The following is a 16,256-nucleotide window of genomic DNA, read 5'->3' on the forward strand; positions in this document are numbered from 1 at the left end:
CGCGTTTTTCCAACTTCTTGCCTGCTTCATAATCCCGCTAGCGGCGTTCGGGGCGCCGAAGCGCAGCGCTCTATTTCAGTGTCTTCTGATAGAAGCAAGCATCGAGCCAACGATCGAACTTACGGCCAACTTCTGGCAGCCTGCCCACCAGCTCAAAGCCCGCCGACTCGTGAAGGCGGCAGCTCGGCGAGTTGGCGGCGTCAATCACGCCGATGAGGGCGTGCATCCCTGCGCTTTGCGCACGTTCGACGATCGCAGTAAGAAGCAGCCGCCCGATCCCGCGCCCGCGATGCGACGCGACAACGTAGATCGAGTGCTCGGCCGTAAGCCGATAGCCCGATTGCGGCCGAAACTGGCCGTAGGTCGCAAAGCCGACGAGCTCGTCGCCGTCAAACGCGCCGATCACGGGAAACCCCGCTGCGACCTTCGTGTCCCACCAACCGCGCACGGTCGCTTCCGAACGCGGCGATTCCTCCCAGAGGGCCATCGACTGCGCGATCTCGGTGTTGAAAATCGAGCGGATCGCATCGAGGTGCGTCGCGTCGCAGTCGGCCAGCCGTATCGCCATCGTCACGGTGAGTCCTCCGACTCGTCCGCCTCGTCTGGCGCCGCGGCGAGCAGCTCGGCGCGGTCGTAGTAGCGCGCGGCGGAGCGGCTGTCGCCGAGCTTCTCGCACACGGTCGCCAACCAGTAGTGGGCGTCGCCGTCGTACGGGTCGAGCGCGACGGCGCGCTTGAGAAGGTTCTTCGCCTCGCGCATCCGCTCTTGGTTCAACGCCACGAGGCCGCCGTAGAGCCAGCCCGCCGGCTCCTTCGCGTCGAGCCGTCGCGCCTGCGCCGCGTGCTTGCCCGCCGCCGCGTCGTCATCGAGTTCGAAGAACGCCTCGGCGGCGGCGACCTGCGCGGCGACGCTGTCGGGCTCGATGGCGATCGCCGCCAGCGCGTCGTCGCGCGCCGACTCGAACTCGCCTAGCCCGAGCCGCGCCTCGGCGCGGAGCACGAGCGCCTCGGCGTCGTTTGGGTCCGCCGCGATGGCGCGGTCGAGCGCCGCCGCTGCCGCGCGGAACTCGCCGGCCGAGAGCAACGCCTGGCCTTCGGCGAACGCCGCGTCGGCGCCGCTGAGGCCCAGCCCACTGACGTCCACGTGCATCGGCGCGCGCATCGACTGCGCGACGCGCCGCCGCGGCGCCAAGCGCGGCAGCCACTGCGAAGGGTCCTGCCGATAGAAGTCCGCCATCAGCCCGTAGAGCTCGCCGTGCCGCTCGCGCATGTCGTGCGGGCGTTCGAAGAAGCACTCGGTCGACACGGCGAAGAACTCGGCGTGGTTGGTGGCGCCGTACTGGTCGAGCACCGTCAGTTCGCCGCGCCGCGCCTGCGCGACGAGGCGATCGAACTCACGGCTCACCACCGCCGGCCAGCGTCGCGCCGCGGCGCCCGTGACCATCGGGATGCCGTCGGTGTCGCCGTTGAGGCCATCGACGTAGTGAGCGAACTCGTGCAGCACGAGGTTCTGCCCGCGGCCCGGCCGACGCGCGCTGCGGATCACGTCGGGCCACGACAACACGATCGGCCCGCGCCGCCACGCCTCGCCGAGCCGGTGCGAGCCCACGTCCGAATCGCCGCCGCCCCCCAACAGGTCGAGCCAGCCGCCGTCTTGCCGCCGCGCGTTGAACGCCCCGGGGTAAAGAATGATCGCCGGCACATCGTGATAAACGTACCGGTCGTCATAGCCCAGCGTCATCAACGCCGCGACGCCCGCCACCGTGACGCGCATCTCGTCGGTCAGCACGAGCCCGCCCGCGCCTTCCCAGCGCCGCTCGGCGACCATCCGCGCGACGACCTCGCCGTGACGCGTACGCCACTCGTCCGGCACGAAGCGGTAGTGCCACACGTTCCGCGCGAGGATCGATTCCCAATCGCCGCTCGCAACAGCGGCAGGGCGGCGGCGGAACCAGGAGAACATTCGACAACCAATGGAGGAGGGGTCTCCAGACCCCGATGACGCGCACCATACCGCCACGGCTCCGACGCCGTAATCGGGGTCTGGAGACCCCTCCCACAGGGCGACGCTGTCGCTCTCAAACGCCTATATCCTCGTTCCACAACTCGGGCCGCGCGGCGATGAACTCTTCCATCAGCCGCACGCACTCCGGGTCGTCGACGATCACGAGGTCGACGCCCCGGCTGCGGACGTACGCCTCGGGGCCTTGGAACGTGCGGTTCTCGCCGACCACGATCCGCGGCACCTTGTAGAGCAGCGACGCCCCGCTGCACATGTCGCACGGCGACAGCGTGCTGTAGAGCGTCGAGCGCTGGTAGTCCGCCGCCGTGAGCCGACCCGCGTTCTCCAGCGCGTCCATCTCGGCGTGCAAGACGGCGCTCCCCTGCTGCACCCGCCGGTTGTGCCCGCGGCCGACGATCTTGCCGTCGATCACGAGGACCGACCCGATCGGGATGCCCCCCTCGGCGAGCCCGAGCTTGGCTTCATCGATCGCAGCGGCGAGGAACTCATCCATGATTGACGCCCTGGGGATTGAACTCTTGTAGGAGGGGTCTCCCGACCCCGATTACGGTCTCCACCGATGAGAGGCTAACCCTCCTGATAGGCTTCATGCAATCGGACTCGGCGACGCTTCGATAGAGTACAAGTGGCTGGGACCACGACGGGCACGGAGGGCACGACGGCCGGCAACGCAGGGCAGCCCGACTCGCGATGGCGTTCCCGGCTCGCCATCTTCGAAGTAACGGTCACTCCAACGGCGCATGCGACGCCACCTTCATCAGCACGAGCCCGCCAACGATCATCGCTACGGCGGTCACGCGCAGGAGGCTTGCCGATTCGTTGAACGCCAGCACGCCGACCACAAAGGCGCCCACAGCGCCGATGCCCGTCCAAACGGCGTAGGCCGTGCCGAGGGGGAGCGTCCGCATCGAGACAGATAGCAGCGCGAAACTCGCCGCCATGGTCACGAGGGTGAGCAGCGTCGGCGTCGGCTTCGTGAAGCCGCGGCTCTCCTTCATGAAGAAGACCCACACGACTTCCAGCACGCCCCCCACGACTAAATAGACCCAGGCCATCGTAGGCTCTCTTGGTTAGAGAAAGCCGGGCCGTCCCGGGCAGCGTTCCCCAACGCGGGGCCGAGGTCGTGGCCTCGCAGACGTAGCTTAACTCGACGGGCACGAAGGACACGACGGCCGGGGAGGCGGGGCGAAGGGCTTCCGGGTGGGCGGCTGCTCCCAGTGGAATTTGGGCCACCGAGAGGCTTCGGCGCCGAGCTGTCGCCGACGTGGTCACAGCATCGATTCTAAGGGCCCTAGCGTGCACGTAGGCGGGACTTTACGCCCCGGACGACAACTTCTTCGACCGGCCTCCGAAGCCGCTGCAACGTGCCAATTTGCGGCTCTGGCGCGGGGTAACTTTCTGTGTGTTTCTGGCCGCATTTCGCTGGATTTTGGCCACCGCGTTACGACGCATCGAGCGACCGGCGGACCGCGGCGCAGCCGCCTCGCATCAGGGGGGCGACGACCTCCGCGCGGCTGTCGGGCAGCAAGTCGCTGAACCAGACGAACTTGCACTCGCTCTCGCTGACGGCGATCACCTGCATCGACGCCGAGTGGTGCTCGAACATGTCGCCGAGCACCGTATAAGCAATCCGCTGCCGGTCGTCGTCGATCGCGATAATCCGCTCCTCCACGACCACGCCGTTGGCGAAGGTGACCGTCCGCAAGTCGCCCTCGACACGGCAGTCGGTCAGCACGCCGGCGAACAGTTCGTGCGTCTTCGCAACATCCCGCAACGCCTGCCAGACCTTTGAGGCGGGCTGGTTGAGGAGGGTCTCTTGGTAGAGGGACGCCATGAGTTGAAAGTTGAAAGGCGGAAGGCGGAAGCTAGTAATTACCCAGCCAACCTTATAGCCCCGGAGGGGCGGCAGCGCGTAGCCAGGGGCGCCAGCCCCTGGAACATGATGCGAGATTGGAGTGAGCCCCGGAGGGGCGACAGCAACTCAGTTTGCCGAGTTGCTGTCGCCCCTCCGGGGCTTCGCCTCTTGAAGCGATACGGCTCCCAGGGGCTCGCGCCCCTGGCTACGCGCTGCCGCCCCTCCGGGGTTTTTGTCAAACCGTTCGTGTGGCCGGGATCGCAGCGTAGCGGTGCCCCCGGCGAATCACGGCCTAACGCCGGTTAGTCTTTTCGAAAAAGCTTCAGGTTGAACCAAACCGAAATGGCAAACAGTAGCAACAGCGTAGCGACACCCCAAACGCTGCTTTTTGCCCACTGGTACAAGAAGGCGCAGAGAGGCGTTACGACCAGCAGGCCAGCTATCAGGATTGGCAGATGGAAGAACCCATGGGATGCGAATAGCGGCATGGTTCTCGACACGTTTTGTAGGTCAGGCTGTGACTGACGGTTCTCCAATCTTGACGACTCTTCCCGTTACTTCGAACTCTTACTCATAGCAGGGCCGTCAGGCATAGCCTGACCTACTTCACTAGGCATACCTGTAAAGCAGCGTAACACAAATCCGCTGAATATTTTCGATGGCCGACAAGACTGTTGACAGGATTGTCGTGAATTCGGTTGTAGTCATCGGCCCAAGCAGCACATGTCGCATCCACGCATCAAACTTCTCTTTCTTTTTAGGTTTGGCATGCGACATCCCGCCATAGATGAAGACATCCATTACTTCTCGCCGAGACGCGGTCCTTGCTCCTTCCTTGAACATGCTTGAGCCATCAAGGTACTTGTTGAGGCTTTCTCGGATCTCATAAAAGCGCCTTCGCTCACCCGGTGTAGCAAGATCGCTTGAGAAAACTTTCGCCATGTTGCGAATAGAGATGGACTCATTGTCTTGAATGAAGAATCTAAACGTGAGCACGAAAGCCTCGACATTCTCCCACCGCGGCCCACGGTGCTCTATTCTGACGGCTTCGTCCTTTTTGCCGGAAAGCGTCCAACCCATGTTCACGGCAGCTTCTTTCAAGAATGTACTCTTCAGCAAGCGGTTGGCTTTCTCAACAAAGAGCCTCGCTGCATTTAGCTCTTCTCTTGTAGCCATAATTATTTGACGCAGAGATCGGTAACGGGTTCACGCTTCGATTCAACGCAACCTAGATTTGCAACGTTGTCTACAAAAGCACATGGCCACGCAAGCGTGGCCATGGCGTCCTCCAAATTTCTCTCCGCGTCCTCCGCGGTGAATCATTCCTTCAGAAGCTTCCGCAGCACGAACGCCAGGATGCCGCCGTGGCGGTAGTAGTCGAGTTCGACCGGCGTGTCGATGCGGCACTTCATGTCGAACGTCTTCACGGCGCCGTCGGCGGCGGTCGCCTTGACGGCGATCGTTTGCCGCGGCTGGAGGGCGTCGCTCAGGTCGGCGATGTCGAAGACCTCTTCGCCGGTGAGGCCGAGCGATTGGTAGGTGGCGCCCGACTCGAACTCCAGCGGCAGGACGCCCATCATCACGAGGTTGCTGCGGTGGATGCGCTCGAAGCTCGTCGCCAGCACCGCGCGGACGCCGAGCAGGAAAGTCCCCTTGGCGGCCCAGTCGCGGCTGCTGCCGGTGCCGTACTCGGCGCCCGCTAGGACCACTAGCGGCGTGCCGGTGGCTTGGTACCGCATGCTGGCGTCGTAGATCGACATCACCTCGCCCGTCGGCAGGTAGCGGGTGACGCCCCCCTCGATGTCGGGCGTGAGGAAGTTGCGGATGCGGATGTTGGCGAACGTGCCGCGCGTCATGACGCGGTCGTTGCCGCGGCGGGCGCCGTAGCTGTTGAAGTCGCGGGGCTCGACCTCGTGCTCGATGAGGAACCGGCCCGCGGGCGAGTCCTTGGCGATCGAGCCGGCCGGGCTGATGTGGTCGGTCGTCGTCGAGTCGCCGAGCATCGCCATGCACCGCGCGCCGACGATCGGCTCGATCGACTTCACCTCGGGCGTGATCGTCTCGAGGAAAGGCGGCTCTTGGATGTAGGTGCTCGCGGCGTCCCACTCGAACAGCTCGCCCTCGCTGGTGGGGATGGCGTTCCACTTGGGGTTCTTGCTCCAGACCCCCTCGTACTGCTCGATAAACATCTCCGGCAGCACGCAGGTCTTGACGACGTCGGCCACCTCTTCGTGGGTCGGCCAGATGTCGCGGAGGTAGACGTCCTCGCCGGCGTCGCTCTGGCCGATCGGCTCGGTGGTGAGATCGATGTCGGTCGTCCCGGCGAGGGCGTACGCGACCACCAGCGGCGGGCTGGCGAGGTAGTTCGCCTTCACGTGCGGGTTGATGCGGCCCTCGAAGTTCCGGTTGCCCGACAGCACGCCCGAGACGATGAGGTCGCCCTCGACGACCGCATTGGCGACCGGCTCGGGGAGCGGGCCGCTGTTGCCGATGCAGGTCGTGCAGCCGAAGCCGACGGTGTAGAAGCCGACCTTCTCGAGCTCGTCTCCGAGGCCCGACTTCTCGTAGTAGTCCGACACGACGCGCGACCCGGGGGCGATCGACGTCTTGACCCACGGCTTGGCTTTGAGGCCCTTGGCGGCCGCCTTCTTCGCCACGAGGCCCGCGGCGAGCATGACACTGGCGTTGGACGTGTTGGTGCAGCTGGTGATCGCGGCGATGGTCACCGCGCCGTGCGTGATCGTCGAGGCGTGGTGGTCCTCTTCGATAGTCGCGGTGCGCTCGAGCGCCTTCTCGTCGAGCCCAAACCCTGCCGGCCCAACCGGGGCGGTCAGCGCCGCGCGGAACGCGCCCTTCATGCTGCTGAGCGGGACGCGGTCTTGCGGACGCTTCGGCCCGGCGAGCGACGGGACGACGCTCGCCAGGTCGAGCTGGACCACCTTGGTGAAGGTCGGCTCGTGGGCGTCGTCGGTGCGGAAGAGTTGGTTCTCTTTGCAGTAGCGCTCGACGAGCTCGACCTCGGCCGCGGTGCGGCCGGTGCCGCGGAGGTACTCGAGCGTCACGTCGTCGACGGGGAAGAAGCCCATCGTGGCGCCGTACTCGGGGGCCATGTTGGCGATCGTCGCGCGGTCGGCGAGGCCCATGTTCGACATGCCGGGGCCGAAGAACTCGACGAACTTGCCGACGACCTTCTCCTTGCGGAGGATCTCGGTGACGGTGAGCACGAGGTCGGTCGCGGTCGCGCCGGCGGGGAGCTTGCCGAAGAGCTTCATGCCGACCACTTCGGGCGTGAGCATGTAGATCGGCTGGCCGAGCATGACGCCCTCGGCCTCGATGCCGCCGACGCCCCAACCGACGACGCCGAGGCCGTCGATCATCGTCGTGTGGCTGTCGGTGCCCACCAGCGAGTCGGGCACCGCGACGGGGCCCTGCTGGTCGTTGCGGACGAAGACGCACTTCGCCAGGTACTCGAGGTTCACTTGGTGAACGATGCCGGTGCCCGGCGGCACCACGCGGAAGTTGTCGAAGGCCTTCTGTCCCCAGCGGAGGAACTCGTAGCGCTCGGCGTTGCGCTCGAACTCGAGCTCGATGTTGAGGTCGAGCGCCGTCTCGCCGAGGTAGTGATCGACCTGCACCGAGTGGTCGATGACCAGGTCGACCGGCACCAGCGGGTTGATCTTCGAGGGGTCGCCGCCGAGCCGCCGCATGGCCGACCGCATCGCCGCCAGGTCTACGACGCACGGCACGCCGGTGAAGTCCTGCAGCACGACCCGCGCCGGGGTGAAGGGCACCTCGACCGGTTCGAGACCCTTCGTGTCGGCCCAGGCGGCGAGCGACTTCACATCCTGCTCGCTGACGACGTAACCGTCGCAGTTCCGCAACACCGACTCGAGCAGCACACGGATCGAGTAGGGGAGGGCGTCGACCTTCGTCAGGCCGGCCTCTTCGAGCTTCGACAGCCGGTAGATGCCGATGTCGCCCTGGGGAGCTTTGAAGGTGTCGCGGGCGGAGAACGGATCGAAGGTTGCCATTGCGGAATTCGGATAGCGGATTGCGGATTGGCTCGCAGGGCAGGCCTCGCCTGCCGGCGTCACGTTTGGCTTTGATTCTGGCAGGCAAGGCCCGCCCTACGCGCTACGGCCGCCTGCGAGCCGGGAAGCGTCAGCTCCCGGAGCGCATCGGCGTAAGCCCAACCACCCTAGCAAATTACGCCACGGGGCGGGAGTCGGGCCGTGTGCGGGTCGGCGGCGCCCGGAACCGATAAGCGGCGCAGCGTGATAGCCCCCGAGCGGCTAGTATTTCGCCGCCCACCCATTTCACCATCGCCGCCACGGAAGGCCTCGATGCGGACTACCGGACTCGCCCTGATCGTCACCCTACTGGCCGCAACAGCGATCGCCGCTCCCGTCCGCGTCGAGTTCGTGGCGACGCTTACCGAGGGGGCGCTCGCTGGCGCCCCAGCCTCGCTGCGTGGGTTCTACGAGTTCGACGACGAGCAGGTGGTCGAGATAACGGACGACCGCTTCGGCGTCGTTCGGACCCACCAGATGACGGGCTTTGGCCTCACGGGGTTCGGCGCCGAAGGCGAGGCGAACGGTTCCCGCCCCAGCGCGACCCTGCAACAAGCTTCGGAAGCATCGCCGCCGTCCGCTTTCCGGATCCCTTGGATCAACTATGCCGTCAAAACCTTGGAAGCCAACGATGTTGGTGACTCGCTGGCTGCTACGCCTTTAGACATCGTGGGGCCAAGCCTGACCATTGCTAGAGAAGACCTGCAAGCTGACGACCTTGATGGCAACGGATCGTCTGGAACGATAAGGGTTCTCGCCGACATTAACGGCGACGGCGTCATCGAAGGCCATGAGGTGATTGCAATTGTGGGTGGATACAGCGGCGTCGCTGCATCGACTCCGTTCCTAGAAGAGCTAACGCTCTCTTTCCGACCAATCGGCGCGGCTCTGCCGAGCGAAGCAGCGCAAGGGCCGCCCCAGACGCTGGACGACATCGCCGCTGCCGTCCTTCGCATCAACCACCGTGAGGACTCGCCCACGCTCCAGCGCCTCGGCTTCCCGTCGCTCGGTGGTCAGATCGGCGAACTCCAGTACACGATGACTTCACTTAGCGTTGTGCCCGAGCCCGGCACGTCGCAGCTGCTCGCCGCCATCACGCTCGTGGCCCGCAGACGCCGTCGTCAACGCTGAATTGAATAGTCAGCGAGTGACGAGGACCGCCGCCAGCGCCCGCTGGCTCGCCGGCACATCGCTGTGCGTCACCAGCCGAGCCGCCGCGTCGGGGTAGCCGTCTAGCGCGTTCTCAACGCCGAGGCAGACGAGCACCACCGGCCGGGCCGCCATCAGTTCGCGGATCACTGCGTCCTGCACTTCGGTCAGCCCAAAGGCGTGCCACGCGGCGGGCTTCACGATCATCGCCACGACGATCGGCGAACCTTCGGGACATCCGGCGAGGAGGTCGGCGGCGAGCGAGGGATCGATCTCAGGGCCCGTCTCGAAGTAACGGACCGCGGCGAACTCCTCCCGCAGGGCCGCCGCCAGCGGTTGCTCCGGCGGGTCGGTGGGGCGGTGGTGCGGTTTGAGCATCAGGCACGTGACGCTCTTCGACCGATCGAGCGGCAGCGCGCCGGGCGACGCCGAGACGACGCGCGTCGCGGCGCCGGCGATCCGCAGCGCCGCGGCTTCACCCCCGGCGAGGCTTTCGGGCGTCGGCAGTTGAATCGACGCGCGAGACGCCGCGCGTTCTTTCAATCGCCAGACGCGGTCGAAGGCTTCGTTGATCCGTTCGATCGTCAAACGCCCCGCTTCGACGGCCTCCACCAGGGCGCTAACGACCGACACGGGGTCGGCGACGTCGAGCAGCAGGTCGACGCCGGCGTTGAGCGCCGCCAGGCACATCTCGCCCTCGGTGTCGAAGCGATCGCGCACGCCCGCCATCAGCAGGCTGTCGCTGCACACGACCCCTTCGAAGCCCATCTCGCCGCGCAGCAGATCGACGAGGATCGGGCGCGAGAGCGTCGCGGGCAGGCCGCTGGGGTCGAGGGCGGGGTACTCGACATGGGCCGTCATCAAGAGCGAGACGCCTGCGTCGATCGCCGCTTGGAACGGGACGAGTTCTCGCTGGCGCAGCTCTTCGGCCGAGGCTTCGACGCGCGGCGTGGCGTCGTGCGAGTCTTGGTGCGTATCGCCGTGGCCGGGGAAGTGCTTGGCGGTGGTCATCAGGCCCTCCGCTTCGCAAGCCCGGATATAAGCGGCGACAAGCTCCGCCGCGCGCTGCGGGTCGTTGCCGAACGCGCGGGTCGCGATGATCGGGTTCCGCGGGTCGCTGTTCACATCGGCGACGGGGCCGAACGTCACGTCGATGCCCGCGGCGTGGGCTTCGCTCGCCGTCGTGCGGCAGAACTCGCCGATCGCTTCGTCCGAGTCTTTGAGATCGACGAACGCGCGTTGATGGGGAAACAGCGTCAGCCCCGCCACCTGCTGCCCGGCGCCGCGTTCGATGTCGCTGGCGACGAGCAGGCGATGCCGACACTGCGACTGCAAACGCTGGAGCGTTTCGCGCGTTTCGGGCCAAGAGCCATTAAAGAGCAGCAGCCCACCAACGGGGCAGTCGCCGAGCAGCTGAACCACCCGCCCTTCGTCCTCATGAACACGGAGGATCGGCGGCAGGTTCGAGCCGATGCGCACCATCAGCAATTGAGCGAGGCGCTCGCGCAGATCGGTCGGCTCGTCGGTTGGCTTGGGGGTTGAACTCACAGTCATGTTGCAGAGGCTTCCTGCGGTTCTTCACGGAGCGGTGCGAGCAACGTAATGATCAAACTCGGGACGATCGCCGCCAACACCCAGAGGAAGAATTTCTCGTAGCCGAGCCACTCTTGCAGGGCGCCGGAGTACTTCATTGGGATCATCATCCCGAGGGCCATGAACCCCGTGCAAAGGGCGTAATGGGCGGTCTGGTGCTCGCCGCGAGACAGGTGCAGCATGTAAAGCATGTAGCCGGCGAAACCAAAGCCGTAACCAAACTGCTCGATGCCGATAGCGGTTGCGATCGGCCAGATCGATTCGGGTTGCGTGAACGCCAGCCACGCGTAAGCGGCGTTCGGGAGGTTGATCGCCAACGCCATGGGGAAGAACCACCGCCGCAGGCCGTCGCGGGCGACGATGATGCCGCCGACAATTCCACCCAGCGTCAGTAACGTCACACCGATGGTGCCGTCCAAGAGACCGAGTTGTTCGTTCGAAAGCCCCAGGCCTCCCTTGTCCCGCGGATCGAGCAGGAAGAGGGGCTTCATCTTCACCAGCTGCGCTTCGCTGAATCGGTAGATCAACAGGTAGGCGAGCGCCAGGCCGATTCCCGGCTTTTGAAAGAAGGTGCTGAACGTCCTGCCAAACTCGACGAGGACATCGCGGGCGGTCCGTGACTCAACCGCACGTCGAACGGCAGGGTGGGGTAGGGCAAAGGCGTGATACGCCGCGAAGGCGACGAACAAGACGCCGATGCCGCTAAAGACCGCCGACCACGATTCGCTGATCGAAAAGCCAGCCGCCTTATTGAGCACCCCCGCCAACGCCACCAGCGCGCCCGAACCGACGATCATTGATAGCCGATAAAACGAGCTCCGGATGCCCACGAACCAAGCCTGATCACGCTCGGGCATGCTCGCCATGTAGAAGCCATCGGCGGCGATGTCGTGCGTCGCCGATGCGATCGCCAACAGCCAGAAGCCGCTCATCGTGAGCATCAAGAAGTTCTCTGTCGGCGCCGCCATCCCGACCGCAAACAGCCCCGCTGCGATCACGGCTTGCATCGCCACCACCCACCGGCGCTGAGTGCTCAGCACATCGACGAGCGGGCTCCAAAGCGGCTTGACCACCCACGGCCACATCAATAGGGCCGTGTAATCGGTGTTGACCGAATTGGCGACGCCCAGGTTCTGGTACATCACTGTCGCCAGCGTCATCACGGCGACGTAGGGCAGCCCCGACGCAAAATAGAGCGTCGGAATCCAACTCCACGCCGCAAGGCGAGTCGAAGGGGCGGGCTTATCGCTGGCGTGATTCAAAAGAGTCCACCGCGGAGTACGCGGAGGGCGCGAAGGATACGTCGCAACTCTTGGCGACCTCCGCGCTCCCCGCGATGAGTTAATCGATGGCTACAACCGTCGGCTCGCCGAGGCGGCCGAACTCGTCCACCGCCGAGACCGCGATCGCGTCGGCCGCGACGCCGTCGGCGTTGGGGCGGACGCGGATCGTTTCGATCTGCCCGCCGAAGACGCCGGTCGTCCAGTCATCGCCACAGCGCTTCTGCAGCACCCAGCGCGACGGCTTGGCGTCGCCGTCGAGCGACAACGCAAACTGCGGCGTCCCCTCTTCCTCGACGCGCTCAACACTTGGCGCCGCGGGCCTTTCCTTGTCGCCAGCCAGCCAATCCGAATCGGGCGGCAAGGCGCCGTCGGCGTAGACGGTCTCCTTGAGCTTGTCGTTGATGCCCAGCCAGTTCTTCACCAAGGCCTTCATGCTGAAGTGGATGTGGCCCGCCTCGTCGCCCGATTGTTCGCGGGTTGCGAGAATCTGATCAACGATCTCCTGCGCCGGGTACTTCGGGGCGTCGCCGCCGAGCCGAGACGTGTAGAGCCCCGGCCAGAGGTTGCGGATGTGGGTGTTCTCACTCGCCCACCAAGCGAGTAGCGCCGTGAAGCTCTGCGGCTTCTGGTCGATCGCCCAGTAGAGCTGCGGCGAGAGGTAATCGACCCAACCCTCGTTGAGCCACAGCTTGGCGTCGGCGTAGAGCTTGGCGTACTGGTCGAAGCCCTGAATGCCCTCGGGATGGCCGGGGCGCCAGATGCCGAAGGGGCTCACGCCGAGCCGGACGTGGGGCTTCACCTTGTGGATCTCGACGCCGAGGTCCCGGATGAAGCGGTTGACGTTGTCGCGGCGCCAATCTTCGCGCGTCATCCGCTCGTCTTCGGGCGTCTCGTCGCAGTAGACCTTCCAACTGGCGTCATCGGGGAAGGGGACTTCCACCTGCTTCTTCTCGCCCGTCCCGTCTTCCAGGGCGTCGCTGATCGGGTAAGGGTAGAAGTAATCGTCGAAGTGAACGGCGTCGACGTCGTAACGACGCACCACGTCGAGCATCACGTCCATCGAGTGCTCGGACGCTTCTTTCGCGCCCGGGTCGAGCCAGCGGTAGACGCCGTATTGCGGCGCGAGCTCGGGCCGGCGGACGGCGATGTGCGACGTGTCGAGCGGGCCTTTGTCCGCCGGGTGGGTCGCCCGGTAAGGGTTGAACCAGGCGTGTAACTCGAGGCCGCGGGCGTGGGCTTGCTCGCAGGCCCACGTGAGCGGGTCGAAGCCGTCGGCGGGCGCCTGCCCCTGCTTGCCGGTGAGGAACGCGCTCCAGGGCTCGAGCTCCGAAGCGTACAGCGCGTCGCACGCCGGCCGGACCTGCAGCACCACGGCGTTGAGCTTCAGCTTGACGCACAGGTCGAGGATGCCGGTCAGTTCGGCCTTGAGCTCGTCGTTCGAGAGCCCCGGCTTGCTCGGCCAGTCGATGTTGGCGACGGTCGCGACCCAGACGGCGCGGAACTCCCGCGGCACGGGCGGCGGCGTGATCGCCGCGTCGTCCTGACCGTGACTGAGCGTCGGCGCCAGGACGGCGGCGACGAAGAGGAGGGGGCGAGTCGCGGCGAGCAGTTGGCGAAACGTCATATGCGCATCGTCTGGAGGGATCACGAGCAGAAACGAACAGCGTAGCTGATCGCCTGCCGCGGCGGGAGAATCCGGCGCAGTTCCGTCTCGCTAACGCGCACCTTTGCAGTAAGGTCTCGCCAGATTGAACGCGCGTCTGCGGATTACGCCTCCGCAGTTCAACACAGTGGCCCACCCGAGCCGATGGGCTTAACGAGCCGATGGGACCGTCCGGCAATTCGGCTGTCGACACACAGTCGTCCAACGGACGCACCGCCAGTCTTGGGCCGCAGTTCATCGGCGGATCGACTGACTAGGAACGACTGGCCGGCGTCGGCCTACGGTCTCGGCCGTGCGATGCCAACTCTCTAGGCGTCACGTGCTTGCGCTAGTGGCATCCCCCCAGCGTGGTGGCAAGGGTCGGCTAGTCTCCGGCGTTTTTTTTCCTGCATTAAGTCGCTTCATTTCAGCGACTTAGAGGTTTCGAGCTGGCCATCCGTGCCAGCGTCTGGCACGCCGCGTGCTCTGCCGCGTCGCGTGGCTGCTCGGGCGGCCACTCGCTGCCCCCGGCGTAGGTGGAACGAGAAACGCCGGCTGGCCGCGACGGTAAACGTCCTTCTGTGATGACTTGTTGAGAGGAAACAAATGACGCTAGCTCTCGAGCGGCGTGGCTGGGCCGTGATGCTGTTGGCCCTGCTCGCTGCACTCGCCGGCCCCGCCGGCTACGCGATCGCGCAGGAGGAGGCCGAAGCCCCCGCCGCAACCGAAGAAGCTGTCGAAGCGCCGGCCGAGGAAGAGGCCGTGGCGGAAGAACCTGTTGAAGAGGAAGCGACCACGGAAGAGGCGCCTGAGGAAGAAGCCGTTGATCTAGGCATCGGTTACGCGTTCGACAACGCTGTTCTGTTCTTCTGCGCGGTTCTTGTGTTCTTTATGCAAGCCGGCTTCGCGATGGTCGAGGCCGGTTTCAACTCGTCGAAGAATGCTGTGAACATCATGTTCAAGAACGCTATGGACATCTGCGTCGGCGTTCTATTGTTCTTCGCCGTTGGTTTCGGACTCATGTATCCCCTCGGGTACGAGAATAATGCTGAAGCTGCGGAGCACCTGGACACCGCGCCGGGCTTTTTCTCGTTCGGCAATCTTGGCTTGAGCGGATACTCATCCGGCTTCTCGGTCGAAGTCGATTGGCTATTCCAAGCGGTGTTCGCTGCCACGGCTGCAACTATTGTTTCTGGTGCGGTTGCCGGACGTATGAAGGTCTCGGGCTACCTGATTTACAGTGCCATTCTTACCGGTCTAGTTTATCCAGTGAGCGGCTTCTGGAAATGGGGCGGCGGCTGGCTTACACGCTTTGGTGATTACGATTCCACTGCGAATGAGTTTGCAATGGCCTTCCAAGACTTTGCTGGATCGGCAGTTGTACACGGCCTCGGCGGCTTCGCGGGCCTAGCGGGTGCGATTGTTCTCGGCCCTCGGATTGGACGCTTTGTCGAGACCAAGAGTATTCCGATGCCGGGCCACAACATTCCGCTTGCCGGCCTCGGTGTGTTCATCCTCTGGTTCGGCTGGTACGGCTTTAATCCCGGCAGCCAGCTTGCGTTTACGTCCACGGACGACATCAACGCCACAATGCACTGCGCCATTACCACCACGCTTGCTGCTGGCGCAGGCGGCATCGTTGCTACGGTCCTTAGCTGGCTGATGTTTGGTAAGCCGGACCTGTCCATGGGTCTCAACGGTATCCTAGCAGGATTGGTCAGCATCACGGCCTGTTGTGACTGCATGACAGATTGGTGGTCTATCGTCGTAGGCGCCATCGGCGGCGTATTGGTGATCTTCGGTATCATCATGCTCGACAAGCTAAAGATTGATGACCCCGTCGGCGCGTGGCCTGTCCACGGTCTCTGCGGCATCTGGGGCTGCTTGGCGATCGGCATCATTCCCAACGACTACCTGAGAGATGGCGCTACGTCGTTTGCTATCCAAGCGACCGGCGCACTGTCGATCTGTGCATGGGGTTTCGGGACCATGTTTATCTTGTTCAGTGTGCTTAAGGCCGTCGGCTTGCTCCGCGTCTCGCCTGAGGAAGAGCAGCAGGGTCTGGACATCAGTGAGCACGGCATGGCCGCTTACACGCACTGAGATGTGAACTTACGACCGGCCACGGACTCGGCCGGGTTTATGAGCCGCCAGGATGGCGGCGAAGCTTCAAGTGAGTAATGGGAGAGCGTCTCGGCCCGCGGTTGGTTACCGCCTGGCCGCCGCGGGCCGAGACTTCCCGTTTTGTAGCTGTTAGCCATTAGCTGTTAGCTCAAGAGGACGGCGAAGCCGTCAGTCGCTCGCTAACAGCTAATCGCTAACGACTAACCGCTCAACAAATGCCTCCGGCCCGGCGGGGTTACCGCCTGGCTCCGCCGGGTTCGGGGGTGTTTTTTAGACCTGCGTCTCCAAGGGATTAGGCGACCCCCATGATGATCGCACGGCTTCTTCGCCCCGGCGATCGACAATCCAACCAGCGCCCGACGGGGCGAGTGCGAGTTACCGCCTGGCTCGCGCTCGCCCCGGGCGTTTTTTTGGAGGGTCCCGGATGGCTTTTTGGGGCACCTCCAACGCCCCCACTGATCCCCGTCCCGCTCGTTGCGAGGAATCCAAGGCAGCGGCGCCCTCGAAAGGCCCCGCAC

The 16,256-nt window shown here is 64.8% G+C and carries 12 protein-coding genes; 2 read left to right on the forward strand and 10 right to left on the reverse strand.

Annotated elements, in window-relative coordinates; all coding sequences use genetic code 11:
* Positions 1 to 70 precede the first annotated feature (70 nt).
* From Spa11_RS12540 to acnA, 7 genes are all read right to left on the reverse strand, one after another.
* The gene (locus Spa11_RS12540) at positions 71 to 568 is read right to left on the reverse strand and encodes a GNAT family N-acetyltransferase (RefSeq protein WP_145116997.1); all 498 of its coding nucleotides are present in this window, start codon (positions 566 to 568) and stop codon (positions 71 to 73) included.
* Positions 569 to 570: 2 nt separating this feature from the next.
* Positions 571 to 1,962: a M90 family metallopeptidase gene (locus Spa11_RS12545; RefSeq protein WP_145112730.1), complete on the reverse strand. Its 1,392-nt coding sequence runs from the start codon at positions 1,960 to 1,962 to the stop codon at positions 571 to 573.
* 115 nt (positions 1,963 to 2,077) lie between these two features.
* Positions 2,078 to 2,515 (reverse strand): nucleoside deaminase, encoded by a 438-nt coding sequence (locus Spa11_RS12550; RefSeq protein WP_145112732.1) that lies wholly within the window; start codon positions 2,513 to 2,515, stop codon positions 2,078 to 2,080.
* Between the two features lie 232 nt (positions 2,516 to 2,747).
* A complete protein-coding gene (locus tag Spa11_RS12555) occupies positions 2,748 to 3,077 on the reverse strand; it encodes a DMT family transporter (RefSeq protein ID WP_145112734.1) in 330 nt (109 codons plus the stop codon).
* A 386-nt stretch (positions 3,078 to 3,463) separates the two neighbouring features.
* Positions 3,464 to 3,856, reverse strand: a complete 393-nt coding sequence (locus Spa11_RS12560; RefSeq protein ID WP_145112736.1) for an SRPBCC family protein — start codon at positions 3,854 to 3,856, stop codon at positions 3,464 to 3,466.
* Between the two features lie 630 nt (positions 3,857 to 4,486).
* Positions 4,487 to 5,053 (reverse strand): hypothetical protein, encoded by a 567-nt coding sequence (locus Spa11_RS12565; protein ID WP_145112738.1) that lies wholly within the window; start codon positions 5,051 to 5,053, stop codon positions 4,487 to 4,489.
* Between the two features lie 143 nt (positions 5,054 to 5,196).
* On the reverse strand, positions 5,197 to 7,908 hold the full coding sequence (acnA, locus tag Spa11_RS12570) for an aconitate hydratase AcnA (protein WP_145112740.1): 2,712 nt from the start codon (positions 7,906 to 7,908) through the stop codon (positions 5,197 to 5,199).
* 312 nt (positions 7,909 to 8,220) lie between these two features.
* Here acnA and Spa11_RS12575 point away from each other — a divergent pair, with 312 nt between their 5' ends.
* On the forward strand, positions 8,221 to 9,078 hold the full coding sequence (locus Spa11_RS12575; RefSeq protein WP_145112741.1) for a hypothetical protein: 858 nt from the start codon (positions 8,221 to 8,223) through the stop codon (positions 9,076 to 9,078).
* 9 nt (positions 9,079 to 9,087) lie between these two features.
* Here Spa11_RS12575 and Spa11_RS12580 read toward each other — a convergent pair whose 3' ends face one another.
* From Spa11_RS12580 to Spa11_RS12590, 3 genes are all read right to left on the reverse strand, one after another.
* The gene (locus Spa11_RS12580) at positions 9,088 to 10,644 is read right to left on the reverse strand and encodes a glycoside hydrolase family 3 protein (protein ID WP_197529353.1); all 1,557 of its coding nucleotides are present in this window, start codon (positions 10,642 to 10,644) and stop codon (positions 9,088 to 9,090) included.
* 2 nt (positions 10,645 to 10,646) lie between these two features.
* Positions 10,647 to 11,951 carry an MFS transporter gene (locus Spa11_RS12585; RefSeq protein WP_197529354.1) on the reverse strand — a complete coding sequence of 435 codons (1,305 nt, stop codon included), beginning with the start codon at positions 11,949 to 11,951 and terminating at the stop codon, positions 10,647 to 10,649.
* Between the two features lie 79 nt (positions 11,952 to 12,030).
* Positions 12,031 to 13,596 (reverse strand): glycoside hydrolase family 10 protein, encoded by a 1,566-nt coding sequence (locus Spa11_RS12590; protein WP_145112745.1) that lies wholly within the window; start codon positions 13,594 to 13,596, stop codon positions 12,031 to 12,033.
* A 624-nt stretch (positions 13,597 to 14,220) separates the two neighbouring features.
* Here Spa11_RS12590 and Spa11_RS12595 point away from each other — a divergent pair.
* Positions 14,221 to 15,717 carry an ammonium transporter gene (locus Spa11_RS12595; RefSeq protein ID WP_231932921.1) on the forward strand — a complete coding sequence of 499 codons (1,497 nt, stop codon included), beginning with the start codon at positions 14,221 to 14,223 and terminating at the stop codon, positions 15,715 to 15,717.
* The last annotated feature ends 539 nt before the right edge of the window (positions 15,718 to 16,256 follow it).

Origin of the sequence: Botrimarina mediterranea (assembly GCF_007753265.1) — a bacterium.
Classification (GTDB): domain Bacteria; phylum Planctomycetota; class Planctomycetia; order Pirellulales; family Lacipirellulaceae; genus Botrimarina; species Botrimarina mediterranea.

Coding starts and splice junctions, on each gene's coding strand:
- Spa11_RS12595 (WP_231932921.1), top strand. CDS start 14,221: ATGACGCTAGCTCTCGAGCGGCGTGGCTGGGCCGTGATGCTGTTGGCC.
- Spa11_RS12565 (WP_145112738.1), bottom strand. CDS start 5,053: ATGGCTACAAGAGAAGAGCTAAATGCAGCGAGGCTCTTTGTTGAGAAA.
- Spa11_RS12575 (WP_145112741.1), top strand. CDS start 8,221: ATGCGGACTACCGGACTCGCCCTGATCGTCACCCTACTGGCCGCAACA.
- Spa11_RS12560 (WP_145112736.1), bottom strand. CDS start 3,856: ATGGCGTCCCTCTACCAAGAGACCCTCCTCAACCAGCCCGCCTCAAAG.
- Spa11_RS12555 (WP_145112734.1), bottom strand. CDS start 3,077: ATGGCCTGGGTCTATTTAGTCGTGGGGGGCGTGCTGGAAGTCGTGTGG.
- Spa11_RS12545 (WP_145112730.1), bottom strand. CDS start 1,962: ATGTTCTCCTGGTTCCGCCGCCGCCCTGCCGCTGTTGCGAGCGGCGAT.
- Spa11_RS12540 (WP_145116997.1), bottom strand. CDS start 568: ATGGCGATACGGCTGGCCGACTGCGACGCGACGCACCTCGATGCGATC.
- Spa11_RS12590 (WP_145112745.1), bottom strand. CDS start 13,596: ATGACGTTTCGCCAACTGCTCGCCGCGACTCGCCCCCTCCTCTTCGTC.
- acnA (WP_145112740.1), bottom strand. CDS start 7,908: ATGGCAACCTTCGATCCGTTCTCCGCCCGCGACACCTTCAAAGCTCCC.
- Spa11_RS12550 (WP_145112732.1), bottom strand. CDS start 2,515: ATGGATGAGTTCCTCGCCGCTGCGATCGATGAAGCCAAGCTCGGGCTC.